The organism is Pseudomonas sp. PDM28, from assembly GCF_019219115.1.
Classification (GTDB): Bacteria; Pseudomonadota; Gammaproteobacteria; order Pseudomonadales; family Pseudomonadaceae; genus Aquipseudomonas; species Aquipseudomonas laurylsulfatiphila.
Window position 1 is genome coordinate 552,570 of sequence record NZ_JAHUWG010000002.1, and the last position, 20,967, is coordinate 573,536.

Consider the following 20,967-nt stretch of genomic DNA (forward strand, 5'->3'; position numbering starts at 1 on the left):
CCACCTGAAGCAGGCTTGGGCTCTGGCAATATCCATGAAGGTTGCTTAAGAAGTCGGACATTTTGCGTTTTCCTGAAGGCGTTCAGTTATACGCAACCTACATCATGTTTCGTGCCAACGATAAATACCCCTGTAAATCAATAATATAAGAATATCGCAGTCAATTTGACTCATAGAAAAAATAGTCCTTATGACTCACACATGAGTCATATCGACTGCAAGCTCATTCTAACCCGGGTCAACCCTGATAAAAGCAAACCAATATCATTTGCACAGTCATAAGCCTTTTGCTTTAATCGCGATCAATTCTTATTTACACAATTGTGCGGATCGCCCATGGACATGTGCTCACGATGACGGTTGCCGACTCCTCCTGCGTCCAGAACCTCTACGCCAGCCACCACCACTGGCTGCACGCGTTGCTGCGCCGACGCTTGAACAATGCGTTCGATGCCGCAGACCTGGCCCAAGACACCTTCATCCGGGTGCTCAACCGTCCTCAGGTGTTTGACGGGGAAACCCACGAACGCTCTTACCTGGCGACCATCGCCCGAGGCCTGTGCATTGACCACTGGCGTCGTCGCCAGCTGGAACAGGCCTGGCTCGAGACCCTGGCCGCGCAGCCCCAGGCCGTCCAGCCTTCGCCGGAGCAGCGGGCGATCATCGTCGAAACCCTGTACGAAGTGGATGCCATGTTGCAGCGCTTGCCCCAGCGGGTGCGTGATGCGTTCGTTCTGGCGCAGGTGCATGGGCTGCCCTACCGAAACATTGCCGAAGAAATCGGCGTGAGCGAGCGCATGGTGAAAAAGTACCTGGCCCAGGCGCTGATGCATTGCGCAATGCTCGAAGCCGAACTCGACGGCCTGCTGATTCAATGACCCGCGCCGCCACTAGCGCCATCAGCCACGCCAGCCTCGAACAGGCGGCAAGCTGGTACGTGCAACTCAACGATCACCACGCCAGCGAACAGGAACGCGAGCATTGGCAAGCCTGGTTGGCGCAAAGCGGCGAGCATCAGGCCGCGTGGCACTATGTCGAGCGTGTGAGCCAGCGCTTTGCCGCGCTGCAGGACACTCATCAACAAGCGGCCGGCCAGGTGTTACGCAACAGCGGCCGCGCTTCCATCAGCCGCCGCCAGACGGTCAAGAGCCTGCTGGTCCTGGTGTCGGGCAGTTGGCTCGGCTGGAGCGCATGGCGGCAAGGCGCCCTGCCGCTGACCCTGACCCGATGGACCGCCGACCTCTCCACCGGCACCGGCGAAACCCGGGAAGCCCGCCTCAGCGACGGCAGTCGGATCTGGCTCAACGCCCTCAGTGCGCTGGATGTACGTTTCGACACCGCACAACGGTTATTGCTGTTGCAGGCCGGAGAGGTGTTGATCGACACCGCCAGCGACACCAGTCGCCCGCTGCTGGTGCAAACCGTCGAGGGCCGCCTGCGCGCGCTGGGTACGCGTTTCAGCGTGCGCCAGGAAGACCGGCAAACGCTGTTGAATGTCTACGAAGGCGCCGTTGAAGTCCGCACCACCCAGGGTCAGGTGCAGGTGGTCAAGGCCGGACAGCAGCTGTGTTTTACACAAGACCACACGCCGACACCGACCGCTGCGTCGGCCGGCCGCGAAGCCTGGCGCCGCGGCCTGTTGCTGGCGGACAACCTGCCGCTGGGGCAGTTGCTCGAAGAACTGAGCCGCTATCGCCCCGGGCATCTGGGCTGTGACCCGGCGGTGGCCGGGCTGCCGGTGATGGGTGCGTTCCCGCTCAAGGACACCGACCAGGCCTTGCGCCTACTGGAAGCGGCATTGCCGGTACGGGTGCAGAAGCCGCTGGAGTGGTGGGTCAACGTAGGCCCGAAAACCTGATGAGGTTTTTTTCCGGCGCGTCGGTTCCCTTTTGCCTTTTTCGCTCGGTTAATCCTTCAAGCACTACGAATGCAGATTGATCCGACTTCCGGGAACACCATGCCGCGCGCCACCCTTACTCGCCAGCGCTTCGCCTTGCATCCGCTGGTGCTGGCGCTGGCGGTGCTCCTGCCGGGTCTGGACGTGTCCCGCAGTCAAGCCGCCCCTCTGGTCGATAGCGAACAACCCGGCAGCCAGACACGCCATTACGCAATCGCCGGCGGATCGCTGGTGAGCGTACTCAACCGCTTTGCCGAACAGGCCGGGATCTTTCTCGCCGGACACAATGAACTCGCTGCCGGCAAACGCAGCCCTGGCCTCAACGGTGTCTACAGTCAGCAGCAAGCGTTGCAACGACTGCTGCAAGACAGCGGCCTGCAAGCACAACGCCAGGGGAACGGCGGGTATGTGTTGCACGCCGCCCCTATGGCACCCGAAGCGCTGGAACTGGGGGCGACCAACATTTCCGGGCAGGCACCCGGGACCATCAGCGAAGACTCTCATTCCTACACCGTCGGCTCGACGTCTTCAGCCACGGGCCTGCCGCTGTCCCTGCGCGAAACACCGCAATCGGTCACGGTTATCACCCGCCAACTCATGGACGACCAGGGCGCCACCAGCATCGTCGACGCCCTGCGCCGCGCGCCCGGCATCAGCGTGCAAAACTACGACAGCGAGCGCTGGGAGTTTTCCAGTCGTGGCCTGCCGATCACCAACTTCCAGTACGACGGCGTCAATACCGACTACGACGGTGTCTACGACTACGGCACCACCAGCACCGACATGGCCCCCTATGACCGCGTCGAAATCATCAAGGGCGCGACCGGCCTGATGACCGGGGCGGGTGATCCCTCGGCGACCGTCAACCTGATTCGCAAGCGCCCGACCCCGGCATTCAAAGCCTCGGTCAGCGGCACCGTCGGTTCCTGGGACACCTATCGCAACGAAGGCGATATTTCCGGTCCGCTGAGCGCCAGCGAAAATGTGCGCGGGCGTCTGGTCGGGGTCTATCAGGACCGCAGCGCCTACGTCGATCACTACCGCAACACCAGGGCCATCGCCTACGGCATTGTCGAAGCCGACTTGACCCCGGATACCCTGGTTACCCTCGGTATCGACCAGCAAGACACCCGCTCCCGGGGCGCCAGCTGGACCGGCTTCCCGATGTACTACAGCGACGGCTCGCGCACCGATTTCTCCCGTTCCTTCAACCCGGCCACCGACTGGAGCCGTCGCGATTTCACCAACCAGACGCTGTTCGCCAACGTGCAGCAACAACTGGCCAATGACTGGACACTCAAGGTCAGCTACGACCGCAAGCACCGCCAGCACGATACCTTCCTCGCCTCCGCCAGTGGCGGCAACCCGGACCCGGTCAGCGGTGACGGCATGTTCATGTACATGGGCAAGTTCAAGGGCGACCAGGTGCAGGACAACATCGACGTCAACCTGAGCGGTCCGTTCACCCTGGCAGGTCGCGAGCACGAACTGATCGCCGGGTTCATGTCGATGAACACGCGCCAGGACATCCCGGTGTACGGTTCGGTGTACCCGCCGGTGGACGGCAGCATCTTCGATTGGCGCGGCGAGTTTGCCAAACCCGAGATCCCGCGGGTGGGCACCGACGACATCGTCCAGCGCCAGACCGGTGCCTACCTGGCCGCCCGACTCAAACCCGTCGACGACCTGGCGCTGATCCTCGGCGCGCGCGTCAGTAACTTCAGCGGACACGACGACCTGGACTACAGCGATCCGCACAGCGCCGACCTGCGCGACAGCTATCGCCAGAGCGGTGTCGTCACGCCTTACGCCGGGCTTGTCTATGATCTCGACGACACCTGGTCGGTGTACACCAGCTACACCAGCATCTATCAGCCGCAAATGTGCAAGGACGCCAACCGGCAACTGCTCGATCCGGTACAGGGCAAAAGTCTTGAAGCGGGCATCAAGGCCGAATACTTTGGCGGACGCCTGAACGCCAGCTTCGCCCTGTACCGCATCGAACAGGACAACATCGCCGAATATGTCAGCGGCGTTGATACCGAGTCGGTGTACCGCGCCGTCCAGGGCGCCACCACCCAAGGCTTCGAGTTCGAACTGGCCGGCGAGTTGCGCGACGGCTGGAACCTGTCGGCCGGCTACACCTACAACCACACCCGCGATGCCCAGGGTGATTACGTCTACGGTTCGGTGCTGCAAACCACGGCACCGGAACAGCTGGTGCGGGTCTTCAGCACCTACCGCCTGCCAGGTGCGTGGGACAGGCTCACCGTCGGCGCCGGCGTGAACTGGCAAAGCGAATTCTTCGGCAAGGTGTTCCGTCCCGACCCCGCCGATACGGTGAACTTCGGTCAGTACACGACGATCACCCAACCGGGCTACGCCCTGGTGGACGCGATGGCGCGCTATCGCTTCAACGAGCACCTGAGCGCTACGCTGAACGTGAAGAACCTGTTCGACAAAACCTACTACACCGGGCTGGGCAACTTCGGCACCGGGTTTTATGGCGAACCGCGCACCGTGCAACTCACCACCCGATGGGCGTTCTGATCGCGCCCTGAAACGGCTGTTTGGCGATCTACGGTACTGCCGACCCCACTCAGGCTGGCTACGCTGTATTCCTGCATGCATAACCTGCCGAGGAGTGCCCGCCATGCAACGCGTACAAAAACTCACGCCCTGCCTGTGGTTCGACGATCAGGCCGAAGCAGCGGCGAAGTTCTATTGTTCGATCTTCGACCATTCGAAAATCACCGCCGTCACCCATTACGGCCACGCCGGTTTCGAATTCCACGGCCGGCCCGAAGGCTCGGTCATGACCGTCAGCTTCGAACTCGACGGCCAGAGTTTCACCGGCCTCAACGGCGGCCCCCTGTTCAAGTTCACTGAGGCGGTTTCGTTTCAGGTCAATTGCCTGAGCCAGGAAGAAGTCGACCATTACTGGGGCAACCTGTCGGCCGGTGGCGCGCCCGAGGCCCAGCAATGTGGCTGGCTGAAAGACAAGTTCGGGCTGTCGTGGCAGATCGTCCCCGTCGCGATGATGGACATGCTCAAAGACCCCGACACGAAAAAGTCCCAACGGGCCATGCAGGCGATGATGCAAATGAAAAAACTCGATATCGCCACACTGCAACGAGCCTTTGACGGCGAGAGCTAATACACTCGGACGCTGACCTGCCGAGGAGTGAGCATGAAGCACGCCGTTGCCAAGAACGCCGACAAGGCCCCGCGCTTCTGGCGCGATGACGCCCTGCCCTTCATCGAAGCCCGCGCAATCGCCGACGGGCGCGAGGTCTGCTACACCCGGCACGCCCACGAGCACTTTTCCATCGGTGCGATCACCGCCGGGCGCAGCACCTATCTCCATGAGCAGTCAGCATTCGAGGTCAGCGCCGGCACGGTGGTGCTGATGAACCCCGGCGACGTCCACGCCTGCAACCCGATCGAAGACCAGCCCTGGTCGTACCTGATGCTGTACGTCGATACGCCGTGGCTGACCGATTTGCAGCACCAGCTCGGGTTCAGCGATAACGCGGCGTTTCGCCGTTTTTCCGCGACCCATACGCGCGATGCCAACCTGTTTGCCGGCCTCGCAGGCTTGTATGAAGTGCTGGTCGACCCACAGCAGGATGTCCTGCGCAAGCACAGCGTGGCCGTGGAGTTTTTCACTGACGTGCAGCTACGACTCAACCCGGTCGATCAGCCGCTGCGCGAACCCAATTTCAAGCTCGAGCGTGCCGCCGATTACATCCGCGACCACTGCACCCAAACCCTCAGGCTCGAAGACATTTGCGAGGCCGCGCAATTGTCACCGTCCTACCTGATACGCGCCTTCAAACAGCATTACGGCATGACACCCCACGCATTCCTGGTGAACCGGCGCATCCAGTTCGCCCGGGATCAATTGCGCAGCGGCAAGCTGATCGCGGACGTGGCACTGGAAGCGGGGTTCGCCGATCAGGCGCATTTTCAACGGGCGTTCAAACAGCATCTGGCGGCGACACCGGGGCAGTATCGGGGGTGAGGCAGCACAATACCTCTTGGCAAAGATGCTCTTGAACCTGACTCTCCCCTGTGGCGAGGGGGCTTGCCCCCGTTGGGCTGCGAAGCGGCCCTCGGCGCTCTTTCAGACATACTCTGCATGCAGGATTTACGACGGCTACGCCGCCGAACGGGGGCGAGCCCCCTCGCCACAAAGTACTTTCTTGCCACAAAACCGGTGTTGATTGCAGCTATGGCAACACCAGATACACCGCACTCACCACCAACAACGCCGCCATGACCCGATTGAACAACCGCATCCCCACCGGGTTGTTCAGGAAGCCGCGCAAAAACGTCCCGGCATACGCCCAGCAACCGACCGACACATAACAGATCACCAGATAAATCGCGGCAAACTGCCAGACCAGACGTGCCTCGCCATCGGCGACAAACGCGCCCATGCCGGCCACGCAGGCCAACCAGGCCTTGGGGTTGAGCCATTGCATGATCGCGCCATAGAGCATCGACGGGGCCTTTGGCGATTCACTGGCTTGCACCTGCCCATTGTCAGCCGCCAGCTTGAAGGCCATGTACAACAGAAAGGCTACGCCGGCCCATTGCACTCCCTGGGTCAACGCCGGCCACTGTTGCAACAATTCATGCAGGCCCAGCCCCATCAGCACCAACAACAGGACAAACCCCAGCGTGGCTCCGGCCACGTGACGCTGGCTGGCCCGGAAGCCAAACCGCGCGCCGGAACTCAACGCCACGATATTGACCGGCCCCGGGGTGATGGACGCGACCAGCGCAAACGCCGCCATGGACATCATCAGACTCATTGCACACCTTCTTCCATCGAGTTGAACAAGGCCCTCAAGGTAAAGAGCCGAGCGGCTCGCGTATTGAACAAAACTGCCCTGCAGCGCTATGAGTAATAACCGACGACGCTTTTCACTTTGCCCAGGGCAATGCGCAGCGAGTCCATGTCCACCGAGCCCAACGCCAGGCGTATCGCGTGGGGCACGTGGGCTGAAATCGCAAAGGGCTCGGCCGGCGACACCGACACTTGCTCGCGCATCAGCGCCATGGCGATCTGGTCGGCCCGGGCGTCTTCCGCCAACGGCAACCAGATGAAGTAGGAATTCGGGTGACTGACGGTCCTGAGTCCCGCCAACACCTCACGGGCCAGGGTTTGCCTGGCCCGGGCGTCCGCACGTTTTTGCGCTTCCAGCTGGAGGACGGTGTCATCGTCGAGCCAGGCCGTGGCGATGGCGGTCATCACGCCGGGGGTGTTCCAGGTGGTCGCCATGATGGTGCGTTCGAAGGCGGCGATCCATTGCACGGGCGCGGCAATAAAGCCGACGCGCAAGCCGGTGGCGATATTCTTCGACAGACCGGACACGTACACCGTTCTCTCCGGCGCCAGTTCGGCCAGGGGTGGCGGTACGTTTTCGGCCAGGAACGCGTAGGCGGCGTCCTCGATGATCGTCAGGTCGTGCTGGCGCGCTATCGCCACCAGTTGCTCGCGCTGATCGGCGTCCATCACCCAGCCCAGCGGGTTATGCAAGGTCGGCATCGAATAAACGGCGCGCACCGATCGGCTGCGACAGAGTTTTGCCAAGGCCGGCAGATCAGGCCCGGTATCCGTGACCGGAATGGGCAAGACTTCCAGATGCAGGGTTTCGGCCAGCGTCTTGAAACCGGGGTAGGTCAGCGCATCAGCGGCGATGACATCGCCGGGCTTGAGCAGCGTCATCAGCGTCACCGCCAGGCCATGCTGGGCACCGCTGACGATCAACACCTGTTCGGCCGGCACGTTCAGCCCGCGCTCGGCCAGATGACGGGCGACCGAAGCCCGCTCATGCAGGCGCCCCGCGTGGGGCTGGTAACGCAGGAGCGCCTCCAGGTCACCGGACAACGCCAGTTGACGCAAGGCATGGCGCAGCAGGTCGGCCTGGCCGGGCAATGACGGATAGTTGAAATTGAGGTCAATCATCCCCGCCGCCACCACGTGCTGCGAAATGCCCTGCCCCGGCGGCAGCGAGGTCTCCCTGACAAAGGTCCCGCGACCGGTTTCGCCACTGACCAGGCCCATGCCTTCCAGCTCGGCATAGACCCGGCTGGCGGTGACCAGCGCCAGGCCGTGCTCGGTTGCCAGTTGCCGGTGCGTCGGCAGGCGCGTGCCCGGCGGCAAACACCCGGAACGGATGTCGGCGGCAAAGGCATCCACCAGCGTTTTATAACGGGATCGAGGCATGTCGAGATGTATCCATGACAATTTTTTGATTGTATCGATACTCGCTCATACGATGGGTTTCGTGCAATCAGACAATGAGCGTGAGCCAAATGGAACGGACTTCGAACCTGCAACACCGGACGCTGGAAAACAGTACCAGCGGCTGGATCAACGGACTGATCGGTGTGGTGATTTTCAGCGGCTCGCTGCCGGCGACCAGGGTGGCGGTGCTGGAATTCGACCCGGTGTTCCTGACGGTTGCGCGGGCGACCATCGCGGCGGTCCTGGCGCTGTGCCTGCTGGGGGTATTCAAGGAAAAACGCCCGGCGCGCCAGCAACTGGTCCCGCTGATCATAGTCGCCCTCGGCGTGGTCATCGGTTTCCCCCTGCTGACGGCCTTGGCGCTGCAATACGTGACGTCCGCGCACTCCATCGTCTTCGTCGGCCTGTTGCCCCTGGCGACGGCGGTGTTTGGCGTGCTGCGCGGCGGCGAACGGCCAAGGGCGGCGTTCTGGATTTTCTCGGTGCTGGGCAGCCTGTTGGTGGTCGGCTTTGCCCTGTCCCAAGGGCTGAGCGCCTCCCCGCAGGGCGACATCCTGATGCTGCTGGCGATCCTTGCCTGTGGCCTGGGATATGCCGAAGGCGCGAAGCTGTCGCGCACCCTCGGTGGCTGGCAGGTGATTTCCTGGGCGCTGGTGCTGTCGCTGCCGGTCGTGGCGCTGCTCAGCTGGATGCGCATGCCGGTTTCGTTCAGCGGCATCAGCACGCCGGCCTGGTTCAGCCTGGCTTACGTCTCGCTGTTCAGCATGCTGATCGGTTTCGTGTTCTGGTATCGCGGCCTGGCGCAAGGGGGCATCGCCGCCGTTGGACAATTGCAGTTGCTGCAGCCGTTTTTCGGGTTGACCCTGGCGGCGACCCTGCTGCATGAACAGGTCAGCCTCGGCATGCTGGGTGTGACCGTCGCGGTGATCCTGTGCGTCGCCGGGGCGAAAAAATTCGCCAAATAGCCCTGATACGGTGGTTTACGCCCATCACTGTATGGGTCTGACCACCGCCGGGCTGTGATAAAAATAGCGCTCTTGCTTCAGGAGCCGACCATGGACCTCGCCACCCTCACCCTGTTTCTGCCGGCCTGCTTCGCCCTCAACATGGCACCCGGCCCGAACAACCTGCTGTCGGTCAGCAATTCGACCCGCTATGGCTACCGCACCGCGTGCGTGGCCGGCATCGGCCGGTTGCTGGCGTTCGCCGGGATGATCACCCTGGCCTCGGCGGGGTTGGCGGTGGTGCTGCAAACCTCCGAGCTGTTGTTCTACGCCATCAAGATCCTGGGTGCGGCGTACCTGTTCTACCTCGCCTGGCAATTGTGGCGTGCCGATCCCGGTGTCGAGAACGAACTCACCACCGCGCCAGCGGGCACCTTGGCACTGGCCCGGCAGGAGTTCCTGGTGGCGGCCGGCAACCCCAAGGCGATCCTGATCTTCACCGCGTTCCTGCCGCAATTCGTCGACTCGACCCAGGCCATTGCGCCGCAGTTCATGGTGTTGGGCGCGCTGTTCCTGGTGCTGGAATGGATCGCCATCGGCGCCTATGCCTACATGGGCCTGCACATGCGCCGCTGGTTCGCCCGGCCGTCCGGCAAGCGCCTGTTCAACCGCTGCTGCGCCGGGTTGCTGTCGGCGGCGGCTTCGGTACTCCTGATGGCGCGCCGCGCCTGAAGGATTTGCACTTGCTTAATGTGGGAGCGGGCTTGCTCGCGAAGGCGTCGTGTCATTCGACATTGAGGTGACTGACACTACGCCTTCGCGAGCAAGTCGGATCGCCGCACCGCCGCTCCCACAGAGTGAGATCAATTTCCAGTCCCGAATTCGCTGTCGATTTTCCGGTGGAGGTCCCCCATGACGCCCTCTATGCTGCGCCCATGAACCTACAAAAAACGCTGCTCCCGCCCCGCACCGAGATGGTTCGCGCCATGCTCGAACGAGACACCTCCTACGAGGGCGTGTTCTTCACGGCGGTCAAGACCACCGGCATCTTCTGCCGCCCCGGCTGCACCGCCCGCAGCCCGAAGCCGGAGAACGTCGAGTTCTTTGCCAACGCCGAGCAATGCCTGGCGGCGGGCTACCGCGCCTGCCTGCGCTGCAAGCCGCTGGACACTGCCGCCAGCGCACCGGACTGGGTGCAGAAGCTGTTCAAATCGGTAGACGCCAACCCGGAGCAACGCTGGACCGACACCCAGCTACTGACCGCAGGCATCGAGCCGCTGAAACTGCGTCGCTGGTTCAAGCAGCATTTCGGCATGACCTTCCACGCGTGGCTACGCGCCCGGCGCCTGGGCACTGCGTTGGGCGGGATCAAACAGGGCGACTCCATCGACGCCGTCGCTTTCGATTCCGGTTACGAGTCCCTGAGCGGCTTTCGCGATGCCTTTCAAAAGTCGTTTCACATCACCCCGGGTCGCGCGGCCAACAGCGAGCCGCTGCTGTTCACCCGCCTGACCACCCCGCTGGGGCCGATGATCGCCATGGCCGAACGGCGCGGCCTGGTGCTGCTGGAGTTTCTCGATCAGGCCTCACTGACCCCGTCGATCGAAGCGCTGCAAAACCGTTTCGGTTATGCCGTGGCCCCGGGGCACAACACCCATTTGCAGCAGATCGAAGCGCAATTGTCGGCGTATTTCGCCGGGACGCTGACTGAGTTCAGCGTTGCACTGCACATGCCCGGCAGCGAGTTCTCCCGCCGCGTCTGGGCGGAACTGGCGAAGATCCCCTACGGCCAGACCACCACCTACGGCACCCTTGCGGCGACGTTGGGCAAGCCCGGTGCCAGTCGGGCGGTAGGCCTGGCCAACGGGCATAACCGCTTATCGATTGTCGTGCCGTGCCACCGCGTGATCGGCGCCGACGGCTCGCTGACCGGCTACGCTGGAGGCCAGCCGCGCAAGGCGTTTCTGCTCAGGCTGGAAAACGCTGCGGTGCAGCTCACGGAGCAGTTGACGCTCTGATCCCCCCACAGGCTTTTCATAAGGAAGAAAACTCGATGGACAGGCTCGACAATCAACTGCACCAACTGCATCACGAGGGTCTGCTGATCCTCACCAACGTCGCCGATGCCGCCGGGGCGCGACTGGTGGAGCAACTGGGCAACAAGGCGGTGGCCACCAGCAGCGCCGCGGTGGCCTGGGTGCATGGCTATCCGGACGGTAACACCCTGCCCCTTGAGCGCCTGGTCTCGACCGTCGAGTCGATTGCCCGGGTCATTTCGGTGCCGCTGACCGTGGACATCGAGGCCGGTTACTCCGATGACCTGGAACGGGTGGCACAGGTGGTTGACGCGGTGATCGCCGCCGGCGCGGTGGGGATCAATATCGAAGACGGTTCCTCGCCGCCGCAGTTGCTGGTACGCAAGATTGAAACCGCGCGCCAGGTGGCCGATCGACGTAACGTGAACCTGTTCATCAATGCGCGCACCGATGTCTACCTGCGCGGCCTGGTGCCTGCCGAAGACCGCGTCGCCGAAACCCTCAGGCGCGCCGCGCTGTATCAGGCGGCCGGTGCCAATGGCCTGTTTGCGGCGGGCGTTACCGCCGAGTACGAGATCAAGGCGCTGTGCCACGGCACCTCGTTGCCATTGAATGTGCTGGGGTTCCCGGGCCTGCCGTCGCCCGAAGCGCTTGAAGCGCTCGGCGTACGCCGTCTGAGCGCCGGTTCCGGCATCGCCGAATTCCTCTACGGTGCCATGGCCGGTATTGCCCAAAGCTTTCTGCAAACCGGCAAGTTCGATAGCCACAACCTGAAGGCCTTCACCTATGGCGAAATCAACGCCCTGTTGAAACCGTCCGGGAAAGCCTGAGTCCATGACCGACAGTTATCAGGCTGCCAGTGAGTTCCTGGCCGCCATCGATGACGACTGGCGCCGCCACATCGATGCCATCGGCCCGTGCCTGCACCAGCCGCATGCGGCGCGTGATCCCTATGAGTCACTGGTGCGGGCAATTGCCTATCAGCAACTGCACGCCAAGGCCGGCGATGCGATTGTCGGGCGGCTGCTGGCGCTGTTCGGTTCGGGTGCCTTTCCCCGGCCTGAACAGATCGTCGCCACGGACTTCGACCGATTGCGCAGTTGCGGGTTTTCCGCGAGCAAGATCGCGACCATCCAGGGTATCGCCCAGGCAGCGCTGGACGGTGTGGTGCCGGATTACGCCACGGCGCTGGCCATGGACGATGAAGCACTGATCGAGCGGTTGATCACGTTGCGCGGCGTCGGGCGCTGGACCGTGGAGATGCTGCTGATCTACAGCCTGGAACGCCCGGACATCCTGCCGGCCGACGACTTTGGCGTGCGTGAGGGTTATCGCCGGCTCAAGGGGCTCCAGGTGCAGCCGACACGCAAGCAGATGATCGAGATCGGCTCGGCTTGGAGCCCTTACCGGACGGTGGCGGCCTGGTATTTGTGGCGGGTGCCCGGGCGGTAGACCGCGTTATCGTTCTTCGCGGGCAAGCCCGCTCCCACAGTGTCCGAGTCGTACACAAAAAATATGTATACCGCTAAACCTGTGGGAGCGGGCTTGCCCGCGAAGACGTCAGTCCAGTCAACACAGCATCACAACCCCGACTTCAACCGGCTGAACGCCCGGATCAACGCCCGGTTGAACGCCTTGCCATTGTCATTCTTGCTGTACAACGAAGCCTTGACCGCGGCCGGTGGATACGTCCCCGGATCATTGCGGATCGCCGGGTCGATCAAGCCATCCGCCGCCGTGATCGCATTGGCGTAATGGATGGTGTCGGTGATCGGCGCAATCACTTGCGGGGTCATCAGGTAGTCCATCAAGGCCAGGCCGGCCTTCGGATGCGGCGCATCCTTGGGAATGACCATGGCATCGAACCAGATCAACGTGCCCTCCTTCGGAATCCGGTACTGGAGCGAATAGGGTTTGCCCGCCGCCTCGGCCTGGCCCGCCGCGATGCCCACGTTGCCGTTCCACGACATCGCCACGCAGGTGTTGCCGTTGGCCAGGTCGCTGATGTTCAGGTCGTTGTCGAAGTAGCGGATGTACGGCCGGATCTTCGCCAGTTGCTGCTCGGCGAGTTTCAGGTCGTCGAGGTTCTGGCGATTGATGTCCAGCCCCATGTACTTCATGACCGCCGCGAACACTTCATTGGGATCATTGAGCAGGCTGACCCCGCAATCGGCGAATTTCGAGACCACGGCCGGGTCGAACAGCATCGCCCAACTGTCGGTCGGCGCGTCGGGCAGGCGCTGTTTCACGGCCTGTTCCTGATAACCCACGCCCGTGGTGCCCCAGGCGTAGATCCCGGCATAGCGGTTGCCCGGATCGAACACCGCCATGTGCTGGCGGAACTCCTCGCCGACGCCAGCGAAATGCGGCAGTTGCTGCTTGTCGACCGTCTGCACCGCACCACTCTCGATGGCGCGCGACAGGTGCTGCCCCGCCGTCAACACCAGGTCGTAGCCACTGCGACCGGTGAGCAGCTTGGTCTCGACGGTTTCCAGGGAATCGAAGTGGTCGACCACCACATGAATGCCGGTTTTTTCCTCGAAGTTTTTCAGGGTATCCGGGGCCAGGTACTCGCCCCAGATATACAGGTTGACTACCGGTCTGACGCTGTCGGCGGCCTGCACACACAGGGGTGCAAGCACCAGCAGTATTGCTTGAGTCAGTTTGTGCAGGCCCATGGTCACACTCCCTTTTTGTTGCAAGCAGTGCCGGCGTACTGCGGCATGGTGATGCACGCGACGTTGCCGCCGCCGAGGAGGATTTCCCGGGAGTTTTCGATGCCGACGATGCTGTGTTTCGGAAACAGCTCGGCCAGGGTCGCCAGCGCCACCTTGTCGTTGCGATCACCAAACAGCGGCACCACGATGGCGCTGTTGCCGGCGTAGTAGTTGATGTACGACGCGCAAATCTTGGTCCCGGCCTGGCGGGTATGGGTGCTGTCCTGCTGGTCCAGCCCTTCGGCTTCTTCGGCCGTCCATTCCAGCACATCGGGTTGCGGCAGCTTGTGCACGATCAACTCGCGGCCGCGACTGTCGCGGGTGCTGCGCAGGATGTCGTAGGCTTCCTGATAGATTTCCCACTGCGGGTCGTCGCGGTTGTCGGTCCATTGCAGCACCACTTCACCGGGGCGCACGAAGCAGGCGAGGTCGTCGACGTGGCCATCGGTTTCGTCGAACTTGCAGCCCCGCGGCAGCCAGATCACCTGCTCGGCGCCGAGGTAGTCGGTCAGGCGACGGGTGACTTCATCCTTGCCCAGATGCTGGTTGCGGTTGCGATTGAGCAGGCATTGCTCGGTGGTGAGGATGCTGCCCTGGCCGTCGCTCTGGATGCCGCCCAGTTCGGCAATCAAGGGGGCGCGATAGCGGTCGAAGCGTTCGATTTCGAGGATCTTGCTCGCGATTTGATCGTCCTTGTCCCACGGGTAGTACAGGCCGCCGTCGAGTCCGCCGTAGGCATTGAATTCGAAGTCGACGCCGCGCACTTCGCCGCTCTGGTCATTGACCACGAAGCACGGGCCGCTGTCGCGGAACCAGGTGTCGTTGCAGGTCATTTCCACCACACGCACCTGCGGTGGCAACTGCCGGCGCGCGGTGGCGAACTGTGCCGCCGAGGCGCACACGGTGACCGGTTCGCTCATGGAAATGGCGGTGACGATCTGCACCCAGACTTTCTGCGCAGGCTTGGCACCGTTGCGCCAGACGTCGGTGCGCTCCGGCCAGCCGAGCCAGCAACCGGACTTGGCTTCGAATTCGCCGGGCAGACGGAAACCGTCCTGTTTGGGAGTGGTGTCGAGCAAACGGGCCATGGTCAAACCTCTTCAGCAGGGATTGGAATGACCACAGGCTAAGGGCGTTGGCGACTGGCCCGCCAACGATGATTATTTCGGAATACTTGAATTCAACTCATCAATCGAGCAACTGATCATTGAACCATTCCAGCATCTGCGCCACGGCCGGACGCTCCAGCCGCACCCGTTCGCACACCAGCGCGTATTGGCCCAGGGCAGTCATGCTCGACGTGAACGGCCGTACCAGACGGCCGCTGAGCAAATCTTCCTGGGCCGTCAGGTTGTCGCCCATGGCCACGCCCTGCCCTTGCGCCGCCGCCTCCAGCGCCAGCCCGGCATGGGCGAAATACAGCTGGCGGTCGGGGCGCTGGTCACCGGCATGGCTGGTGAGCCATGCGGTCCAGGTCTTGCCGTCCTGGTCGTCGTGCAGCAGGCAATGGCGGGCCAGGTCCTTCGGGGTTTTCAGCGTGCCCTGGTTGAACAGGCCGGGACTGCACACGGGGAAGAACTGCAGCGCCGGCAGCGGTCGGACGAAATACGCGCTGCTGTCCACCGGGCCGGTGCCGTAGGTGATCGCCAGGTCGATGTCTTCCCCCGGTGCCGTGGCGTCGATCGGTTGTTCGTACAGGTGCAGGGTGATGTGCGGATAGCGCGCATAGAAATCCGTGAGACGGCTCATCAGCCACTTTTGCGCCAGCTCGGCGGTCACCGCCAGGCGCAGCACCGCGAGCGATGAAGGATCGCGCAGTTCATCGCAGGCATCGCCAATCAGTTCGAACGCCTGCTGCAAACTCTGCATCAGGCGCCCGGCGGCCAGGGTCGGGCGAATCTGCCGGCCTTCGCGCACGAACAGCGGCACACCGAGCTGCTCCTCGAGCTGGCGAATCTGGTGGCTGACCGCGCTGTCGGTGACACACAACTCGGCCGCCGCCCGGCCGAAATGGGCATGGCGGGCGGCGCATTCGAAGGTTCGCAGGGCTGCCAGGGAAGGTAATCGTCGCATCAGGTCGTGTCCCGGTTTCGAGGGGGACATGCTGACTTGGCCTTTGGCAGGCGTCCAGTATCACCGCGTTATCGTTCATCGCTGGCAAGCCAGCTCCCACAGGGGGCCGTGGCAAATACGGATTTTTGTGCACTTCGATCCACTGTGGGAGCTGGCTTGCCAGCGATGAGGCCGGCCCACTCACCACAAATCCACCCGCCCATCACCTTCCCTTATGGATCATGACATCCACCCGCACCCGGCACATGCTGGACGTGACCCGCGCACAAAGCGGCGAAGCCGAACTCACCCTGGCTTTTCGCGCCTGCCGAGTCACGCTAACGGTCTAGGCTGTCCCGGGTACGCTCAAGACAGCCGGAGGCTCCCATGCAACTCGAAGGTTCCTGCCATTGCGGCGCGGTGTCGTTCAGCCTGACCTGCGCCCACCCCTACCCGTACCAGCGTTGCTACTGCTCGATCTGCCGCAAGACCCAGGGCGGTGGCGGCTATGCGATCAACCTCGGTGGCGATGCCGCCAGCCTCAAGGTGCGCGGGCGCAAGCACATCGCGATTTACCATGCGCGGCTCAAGGAAGAGGGCGATAAACGCGCCCACAGCAGCAGCGCCGAGCGGCATTTCTGTGCGGTCTGCGGCTCGGGCCTGTGGCTGTTCAGCCCGCAGTGGCCGGAATTGATTCATCCATTCGCCTCGGCCATCGACACGCAACTGCCGGTGCCACCGGAGCACACGCACCTGATGCTCGGCTCGAAAGCGCCGTGGGTGGAGGTCCAGGCGCAGCCCGGGGATCAGCAGTTCGATCTGTACCCTGAAGAATCCATCGCCCATTGGCATGAACGTCTCGGCCTGGCTCGCTGAGAATAATTATCAATTTTTTTTCAGGCGGCAGTTCCCCTTTGCATGTTTCGTTCGGTTAACCCCTCAGAAGCACTTCAACTACCGATCGATTCGATGCAAAGGGATCCCCATGTCGCACCCGCTTGTCGCCCGTTTCCGTTTTGCCTTGTGCCCTCTGGCGCTGGCCCTGCCCGCCGCCCTGCTGAGCCTCACTGCCCACGCCGCTGAAACCGATGCCGAGAAGAAACCGGCAAAGGACGACGGCGTACTGCAACTGGGCGCAACGACCATTTCCGCCCAGGCGCTGGGCGCCACCACCGAAGGCACCCACTCCTACACCACCGGTTCAACGTCTTCGGCCACCGGCCTGCCCCTGTCGATCCGCGAAACGCCGCAATCGGTGACCGTCATCACCCGTCAGCAGATGGACGACCGCGGCGTGCAGACCGTCGGCGACGCGCTGCGCAACACCCCCGGCATTTCGACGCAGAAGTACGACAGTGACCGCACCGAGTTTTCCGCCCGTGGTTTTGCCATCACCAACTTCCAGTACGACGGCATCAACATCCCGTATGACGGCGTCTACGGTGAAAACCCCAGCAACAGCGACGACGCCTCCAGCCTGGACCACATCGAAATCGTCAAGGGTGCGACCGGCCTGATGACCGGTTCGGGCGACCCGGCTGCCACCGTCAACCTGATCCGCAAGAAGCCGACCAAGGAATTCAAGGCGTCGATCAGCGGCACCGTCGGTTCGTGGGATGCCTATCGCAGCGTCGGCGACATTTCCGGTTCACTGAACGATGCCGGCAGCGTACGTGGCCGCTTTGTCGGCGCTTATTCCGACAAGAACTCCTACCAGGATCACTACAGCCAGAAGAAGGACCTGTTCTACGGCGTCCTCGAAGCCGACCTGACGCCCGACACCCTGCTGACCTTCGGCGTCGACAAGTCCAGCGCCACTCCGCGCGGCTCGTCCTGGACCGGCAACCCGGTGTACTTTTCGGACGGCGGCCGTACCGACTTCCCGCGTCACTTCAACCCGGGCGCCGACTGGAGTCGTCGCGACTTCGACGACATCACCTACTTCGCCTCCCTGGAACAGGCTTTGGCCAACGACTGGAAGTTCAAGGCCACTTTCGACCAGAAAACCACCGATCACGACACTCGCCTGGCCTCGGCCAGTGGCGGCAACCCGGACCGTGCCACCGGTGAAGGCATGTTCCTGTACTGGGGTCGCTGGGAAGGTCATCGGGTGCAAAACACCGCTGACGTGAACGTCACCGGCCCCTTCTCCCTGGGTGGCCGCGAGCATGAACTGGTGGCCGGTTTCATGGCCTCCCACTCGCGCCAGACCGGCGCGACCTTCGACACCAGTGCCTTCGCCATGGTCCCGGGGAGCATTTACGACTGGAATGGCGATCTGCCGGAACAGGACTTCCCGAAGAACGGCAAGTACGAACGCACCCAAAGCCAGAACGGCCTGTACCTGGCCACGCGCCTGCACGCGACCGATGACCTGTCGATCATCCTCGGCAGCCGCTTGAGCACCTTCAAGTACAACGAAGACTATTCGTACTACCCGGGTGCGGGACTCGATGACACCCATGCCAGCTACAAGGAACATGGCGTGGTCACGCCTTATGCCGGTGTGGTCTATGACCTGGACGACACCTACTCGGCCTACGCCAGCTACACCAGCATCTACCAGCCGCAAACCTACAAGGACATCAACGGCTCGACCCTGGCACCGGTCGAAGGCGACAGCTACGAAGCCGGCCTGAAAGCCGCCTACTTCGACGGGCGCCTGAATGCCAGCCTGGCCTTCTTCCGCATCGAGCAAGACAACCTCGCTGAATCGATCGGCACCAACGCGGTGACCAACGAAGGCATCTACAAAGCCGTCGACGGCGCGACCACCAAAGGCGTGGAGCTGGAATTGGCCGGTGAACTGGCCGAAGGCTGGAACGTGTCGGCCGGCTACACCTACGCCCGCACCCGTGACGCTGATGAACAGCGCATCTTCGGCTTCCCGCTGTCCACCAGCAAACCGGAACACGTCGTGCGTACGTTCACCACCTACCGCCTGCCCGGCGCACTGGACAAGGTGACCATCGGAGGCGGCATCAGCTGGCAGAGCGCGTTCTACGGCAAGATCTACAGCCCGACCGTGGGCGACTACACCCGCATCAAGCAAGGCGGTTACACCCTCGTCGACCTGATGAGCCGCTACCAGTTCAACGAGCACCTGAGCTTCACCGTCAATGCCAACAACGTCTTCGACAAACGTTACCTGACAGGCCTGGGCAACTTCGACACCACGTACTACGGCGAACCACGCAATGTGATGTTGACCACCACGTGGGATTTCTGAAGCTGGGTACCTGACAAAAAACCGGCCTTTTTTTGCCGGTTTTTTTGGGAATTTCACTGGTTTGAAGGTCACGATCCCTTGTGGGAGCTGGCTTGCCTGCGATGGTCGTTAACGAAAACGCGTGTGCACTGGATGAACGCGGCGCATTTGAGTCCATCGCCAGCAAGCTGGCTCCTACAGTTTCCCGGGTTTACGTGATTATGCCGCGACCGGTACGCCGCTATGGAAACGGAATTCCACATCCGGGGATTCGATCAGTTCCTGTTCGGCGGCGCGGACCTTGTCGATCACCTGGGCGATGTCCCTGGCGTCGCCATACTGGTAGGCCAGTTTCAGGTAACCCTGGAAATGCCGGGCCTCGCTCTTGAGCAGGCCGAAATAGAACTTGCCCAGTTCTTCGTCCAGATGCGGCACCAGCGCTTCGAAACGCTCGCAACTGCGGGCCTCGATGAAGGCGCCCACCACCAAGGTGTCCACCAGTTTCACCGGCTCGTGACTGCGCACCACCTTGCGCAGGCCCGACGCATAACGCCCGGCGGACAACTGGCGCAGCGCAATCTTGCGGCGCTTCATCAGGCGCATGACCTGCTCGTGGTGCACCAGTTCTTCACGGGCCAGGCGCGACATCATGTTGATCAGGTCGACGTGGGAATGGTACTTGGCGATCAGGCTCAACGCAGTGCTGGCGGCCTTGAATTCGCAGTTCTTGTGGTCGATCAGCAAGGTTTCCTGATCGACCAGCGCGGCTTGAACCCAGCCGTCGGGGGTGCGGCAGCCAAGGAACTCGTGAATTTCGGGAAGGATCATGGGGCTCACGGACAAATAGGTTCAAAACGAAGGGCGCCGATTATACCGGCCTGCCCGCAGACCACCAGTCGCCAACCGTTGATATGCATCAAGTCCCCGAATCGCAGGCAGCAACTATAGTTGTGCAACGCCGTGCTTTTTAATTTTCAGGAGATCGCACTCATGCAAGCCGTACGCAGCATTCTGGTGGTCATCGACCCCGAACACTCCGAAAGCCTGGCGCTCAAACGGGCGAAGCTGATCGCCGGCGTGACCCAGGCGCAGTTGCATCTGCTGGTGTGCGACCCCAAACATGATCACAGTGCCATGTTGAGTGTGCTCAAGGTCGCTTTGACGGAGGATGGCTTCAGCGTCACCACCGAGCAGGCCTGGAACCAGAGCCTGCATCAAACCATCGTCGAGGTGCAGCAAGCCGAAGGCTGCGGTCTGGTGGTGAAGCAGCACTTTCCCGACAGCGCCCTGAAAAAGGCCCTGCTGACACCCGAGGACTGGAAATTGCTGCGCCAATGCCCTTCCCCGGTACTGCTGGTGAAAACCGCTGGCTCATGGAAAGACAAAGTGATCCTGGCAGCCATCGACGTCGGCAACACCGACCTCGAACACCGCCACCTGCACAACACCATCATTGATCATGGCTATGACATCGCAACCCTGGCCAAGGCCCGTTTGCACGTGATCAGCGCCCACCCGTCGCCGATGCTGTCGTCGGCCGACCCGACATTTCAACTCAGCGAAACCATCCAGGCGCGCTACCGCGAGCAGTGCAAGTCGTTCCAGGCCGAGTTCGACATCGACGATGATCACCTGCACATCGAGGAAGGTCCGGCGGACGTGTTGATTCCGTTCATGGTGCACAAGCTGCAGGCGGCCGTGACCGTCATCGGCACCGTGGCCCGTAGCGGGTTGTCAGGCGCGTTGATCGGCAATACGGCGGAAGTGGTACTCGATGCGGTCGAGAGCGATGTGCTGGTGCTCAAGCCGACGGAGATCGAGGATCATCTTGAGGAGATTGCCGGCAAGCATTGA

At 62.4% G+C, this 20,967-nt stretch carries 19 protein-coding genes; 13 read left to right on the forward strand and 6 right to left on the reverse strand.

Annotated elements, in window-relative coordinates; all coding sequences use genetic code 11:
• Positions 1-353: 353 nt before the first annotated feature.
• The 5 genes from KW841_RS05660 to KW841_RS05680 all read left to right on the forward strand — a co-directional run bounded on the left by KW841_RS05660 (position 354) and on the right by KW841_RS05680 (position 5,921).
• Positions 354-878, forward strand: a complete 525-nt coding sequence (locus KW841_RS05660; protein ID WP_218474325.1) for a sigma-70 family RNA polymerase sigma factor — start codon at positions 354-356, stop codon at positions 876-878.
• The gene (locus KW841_RS05665; RefSeq protein WP_218474327.1) at positions 875-1,858 is read left to right on the forward strand and encodes a FecR domain-containing protein; all 984 of its coding nucleotides are present in this window, start codon (positions 875-877) and stop codon (positions 1,856-1,858) included. Before KW841_RS05660 ends, KW841_RS05665 begins: the two co-directional genes overlap by 4 nt.
• A gap of 99 nt (positions 1,859-1,957) precedes the next feature.
• On the forward strand, positions 1,958-4,447 hold the full coding sequence (locus KW841_RS05670) for a TonB-dependent siderophore receptor (protein WP_218474329.1): 2,490 nt from the start codon (positions 1,958-1,960) through the stop codon (positions 4,445-4,447).
• Positions 4,448-4,550: 103 nt separating this feature from the next.
• Positions 4,551-5,054: a VOC family protein gene (locus tag KW841_RS05675; protein WP_218474331.1), complete on the forward strand. Its 504-nt coding sequence runs from the start codon at positions 4,551-4,553 to the stop codon at positions 5,052-5,054.
• A gap of 33 nt (positions 5,055-5,087) precedes the next feature.
• A complete protein-coding gene (locus tag KW841_RS05680) occupies positions 5,088-5,921 on the forward strand; it encodes an AraC family transcriptional regulator (RefSeq protein ID WP_218474334.1) in 834 nt (277 codons plus the stop codon).
• Positions 5,922-6,129: 208 nt separating this feature from the next.
• Here KW841_RS05680 and KW841_RS05685 read toward each other — a convergent pair whose 3' ends face one another.
• Together KW841_RS05685 and KW841_RS05690 are read right to left on the reverse strand one after the other, a co-directional pair.
• On the reverse strand, positions 6,130-6,717 hold the full coding sequence (locus KW841_RS05685; protein ID WP_218474336.1) for a LysE family translocator: 588 nt from the start codon (positions 6,715-6,717) through the stop codon (positions 6,130-6,132).
• A gap of 86 nt (positions 6,718-6,803) precedes the next feature.
• Positions 6,804-8,135, reverse strand: coding sequence for a PLP-dependent aminotransferase family protein (locus KW841_RS05690; protein WP_218474339.1), 1,332 nt, complete (start codon positions 8,133-8,135; stop codon positions 6,804-6,806).
• Positions 8,136-8,224: 89 nt separating this feature from the next.
• On the opposite strand from KW841_RS05690, the gene KW841_RS05695 reads away from it, so the two are divergent.
• From KW841_RS05695 to KW841_RS05715, 5 genes are all read left to right on the forward strand, one after another.
• Positions 8,225-9,121 (forward strand): DMT family transporter, encoded by an 897-nt coding sequence (locus tag KW841_RS05695; protein ID WP_218474342.1) that lies wholly within the window; start codon positions 8,225-8,227, stop codon positions 9,119-9,121.
• 90 nt (positions 9,122-9,211) lie between these two features.
• A complete protein-coding gene (locus tag KW841_RS05700; protein ID WP_218474344.1) occupies positions 9,212-9,832 on the forward strand; it encodes a LysE family translocator in 621 nt (206 codons plus the stop codon).
• 203 nt (positions 9,833-10,035) lie between these two features.
• Positions 10,036-11,118 carry a bifunctional transcriptional activator/DNA repair enzyme AdaA gene (locus KW841_RS05705; RefSeq protein ID WP_218474346.1) on the forward strand — a complete coding sequence of 361 codons (1,083 nt, stop codon included), beginning with the start codon at positions 10,036-10,038 and terminating at the stop codon, positions 11,116-11,118.
• A 35-nt stretch (positions 11,119-11,153) separates the two neighbouring features.
• Entirely contained in the window at positions 11,154-11,966 is an 813-nt protein-coding gene (locus tag KW841_RS05710) for an isocitrate lyase/phosphoenolpyruvate mutase family protein (protein ID WP_218474348.1), read from the forward strand.
• 4 nt (positions 11,967-11,970) lie between these two features.
• The gene (locus KW841_RS05715) at positions 11,971-12,588 is read left to right on the forward strand and encodes a DNA-3-methyladenine glycosylase (protein ID WP_218474350.1); all 618 of its coding nucleotides are present in this window, start codon (positions 11,971-11,973) and stop codon (positions 12,586-12,588) included.
• A gap of 128 nt (positions 12,589-12,716) precedes the next feature.
• On the opposite strand, the gene KW841_RS05720 is transcribed toward KW841_RS05715, so the two are convergent.
• From KW841_RS05720 to KW841_RS05730, 3 genes are all read right to left on the reverse strand, one after another.
• Positions 12,717-13,814 (reverse strand): extracellular solute-binding protein, encoded by a 1,098-nt coding sequence (locus tag KW841_RS05720; protein ID WP_218474352.1) that lies wholly within the window; start codon positions 13,812-13,814, stop codon positions 12,717-12,719.
• 2 nt (positions 13,815-13,816) lie between these two features.
• Positions 13,817-14,941 carry an agmatine deiminase gene (gene aguA, locus KW841_RS05725; RefSeq protein ID WP_007976289.1) on the reverse strand — a complete coding sequence of 375 codons (1,125 nt, stop codon included), beginning with the start codon at positions 14,939-14,941 and terminating at the stop codon, positions 13,817-13,819.
• Positions 14,942-15,041: 100 nt separating this feature from the next.
• The gene (locus tag KW841_RS05730) at positions 15,042-15,926 is read right to left on the reverse strand and encodes a LysR substrate-binding domain-containing protein (RefSeq protein WP_008050806.1); all 885 of its coding nucleotides are present in this window, start codon (positions 15,924-15,926) and stop codon (positions 15,042-15,044) included.
• Positions 15,927-16,292: 366 nt separating this feature from the next.
• On the opposite strand from KW841_RS05730, the gene KW841_RS05735 reads away from it, so the two are divergent.
• Both KW841_RS05735 and KW841_RS05740 read left to right on the forward strand, forming a co-directional pair.
• Positions 16,293-16,781, forward strand: a complete 489-nt coding sequence (locus tag KW841_RS05735) for a GFA family protein (protein WP_218474354.1) — start codon at positions 16,293-16,295, stop codon at positions 16,779-16,781.
• 109 nt (positions 16,782-16,890) lie between these two features.
• Entirely contained in the window at positions 16,891-19,134 is a 2,244-nt protein-coding gene (locus tag KW841_RS05740; protein ID WP_218474356.1) for a TonB-dependent siderophore receptor, read from the forward strand.
• A 198-nt stretch (positions 19,135-19,332) separates the two neighbouring features.
• Here KW841_RS05740 and KW841_RS05745 read toward each other — a convergent pair whose 3' ends face one another.
• Positions 19,333-19,941: a tRNA-(ms[2]io[6]A)-hydroxylase gene (locus KW841_RS05745; RefSeq protein WP_218474358.1), complete on the reverse strand. Its 609-nt coding sequence runs from the start codon at positions 19,939-19,941 to the stop codon at positions 19,333-19,335.
• 162 nt (positions 19,942-20,103) lie between these two features.
• Here KW841_RS05745 and KW841_RS05750 point away from each other — a divergent pair, with 162 nt between their 5' ends.
• A complete protein-coding gene (locus tag KW841_RS05750) occupies positions 20,104-20,967 on the forward strand; it encodes a universal stress protein (RefSeq protein WP_218474360.1) in 864 nt (287 codons plus the stop codon).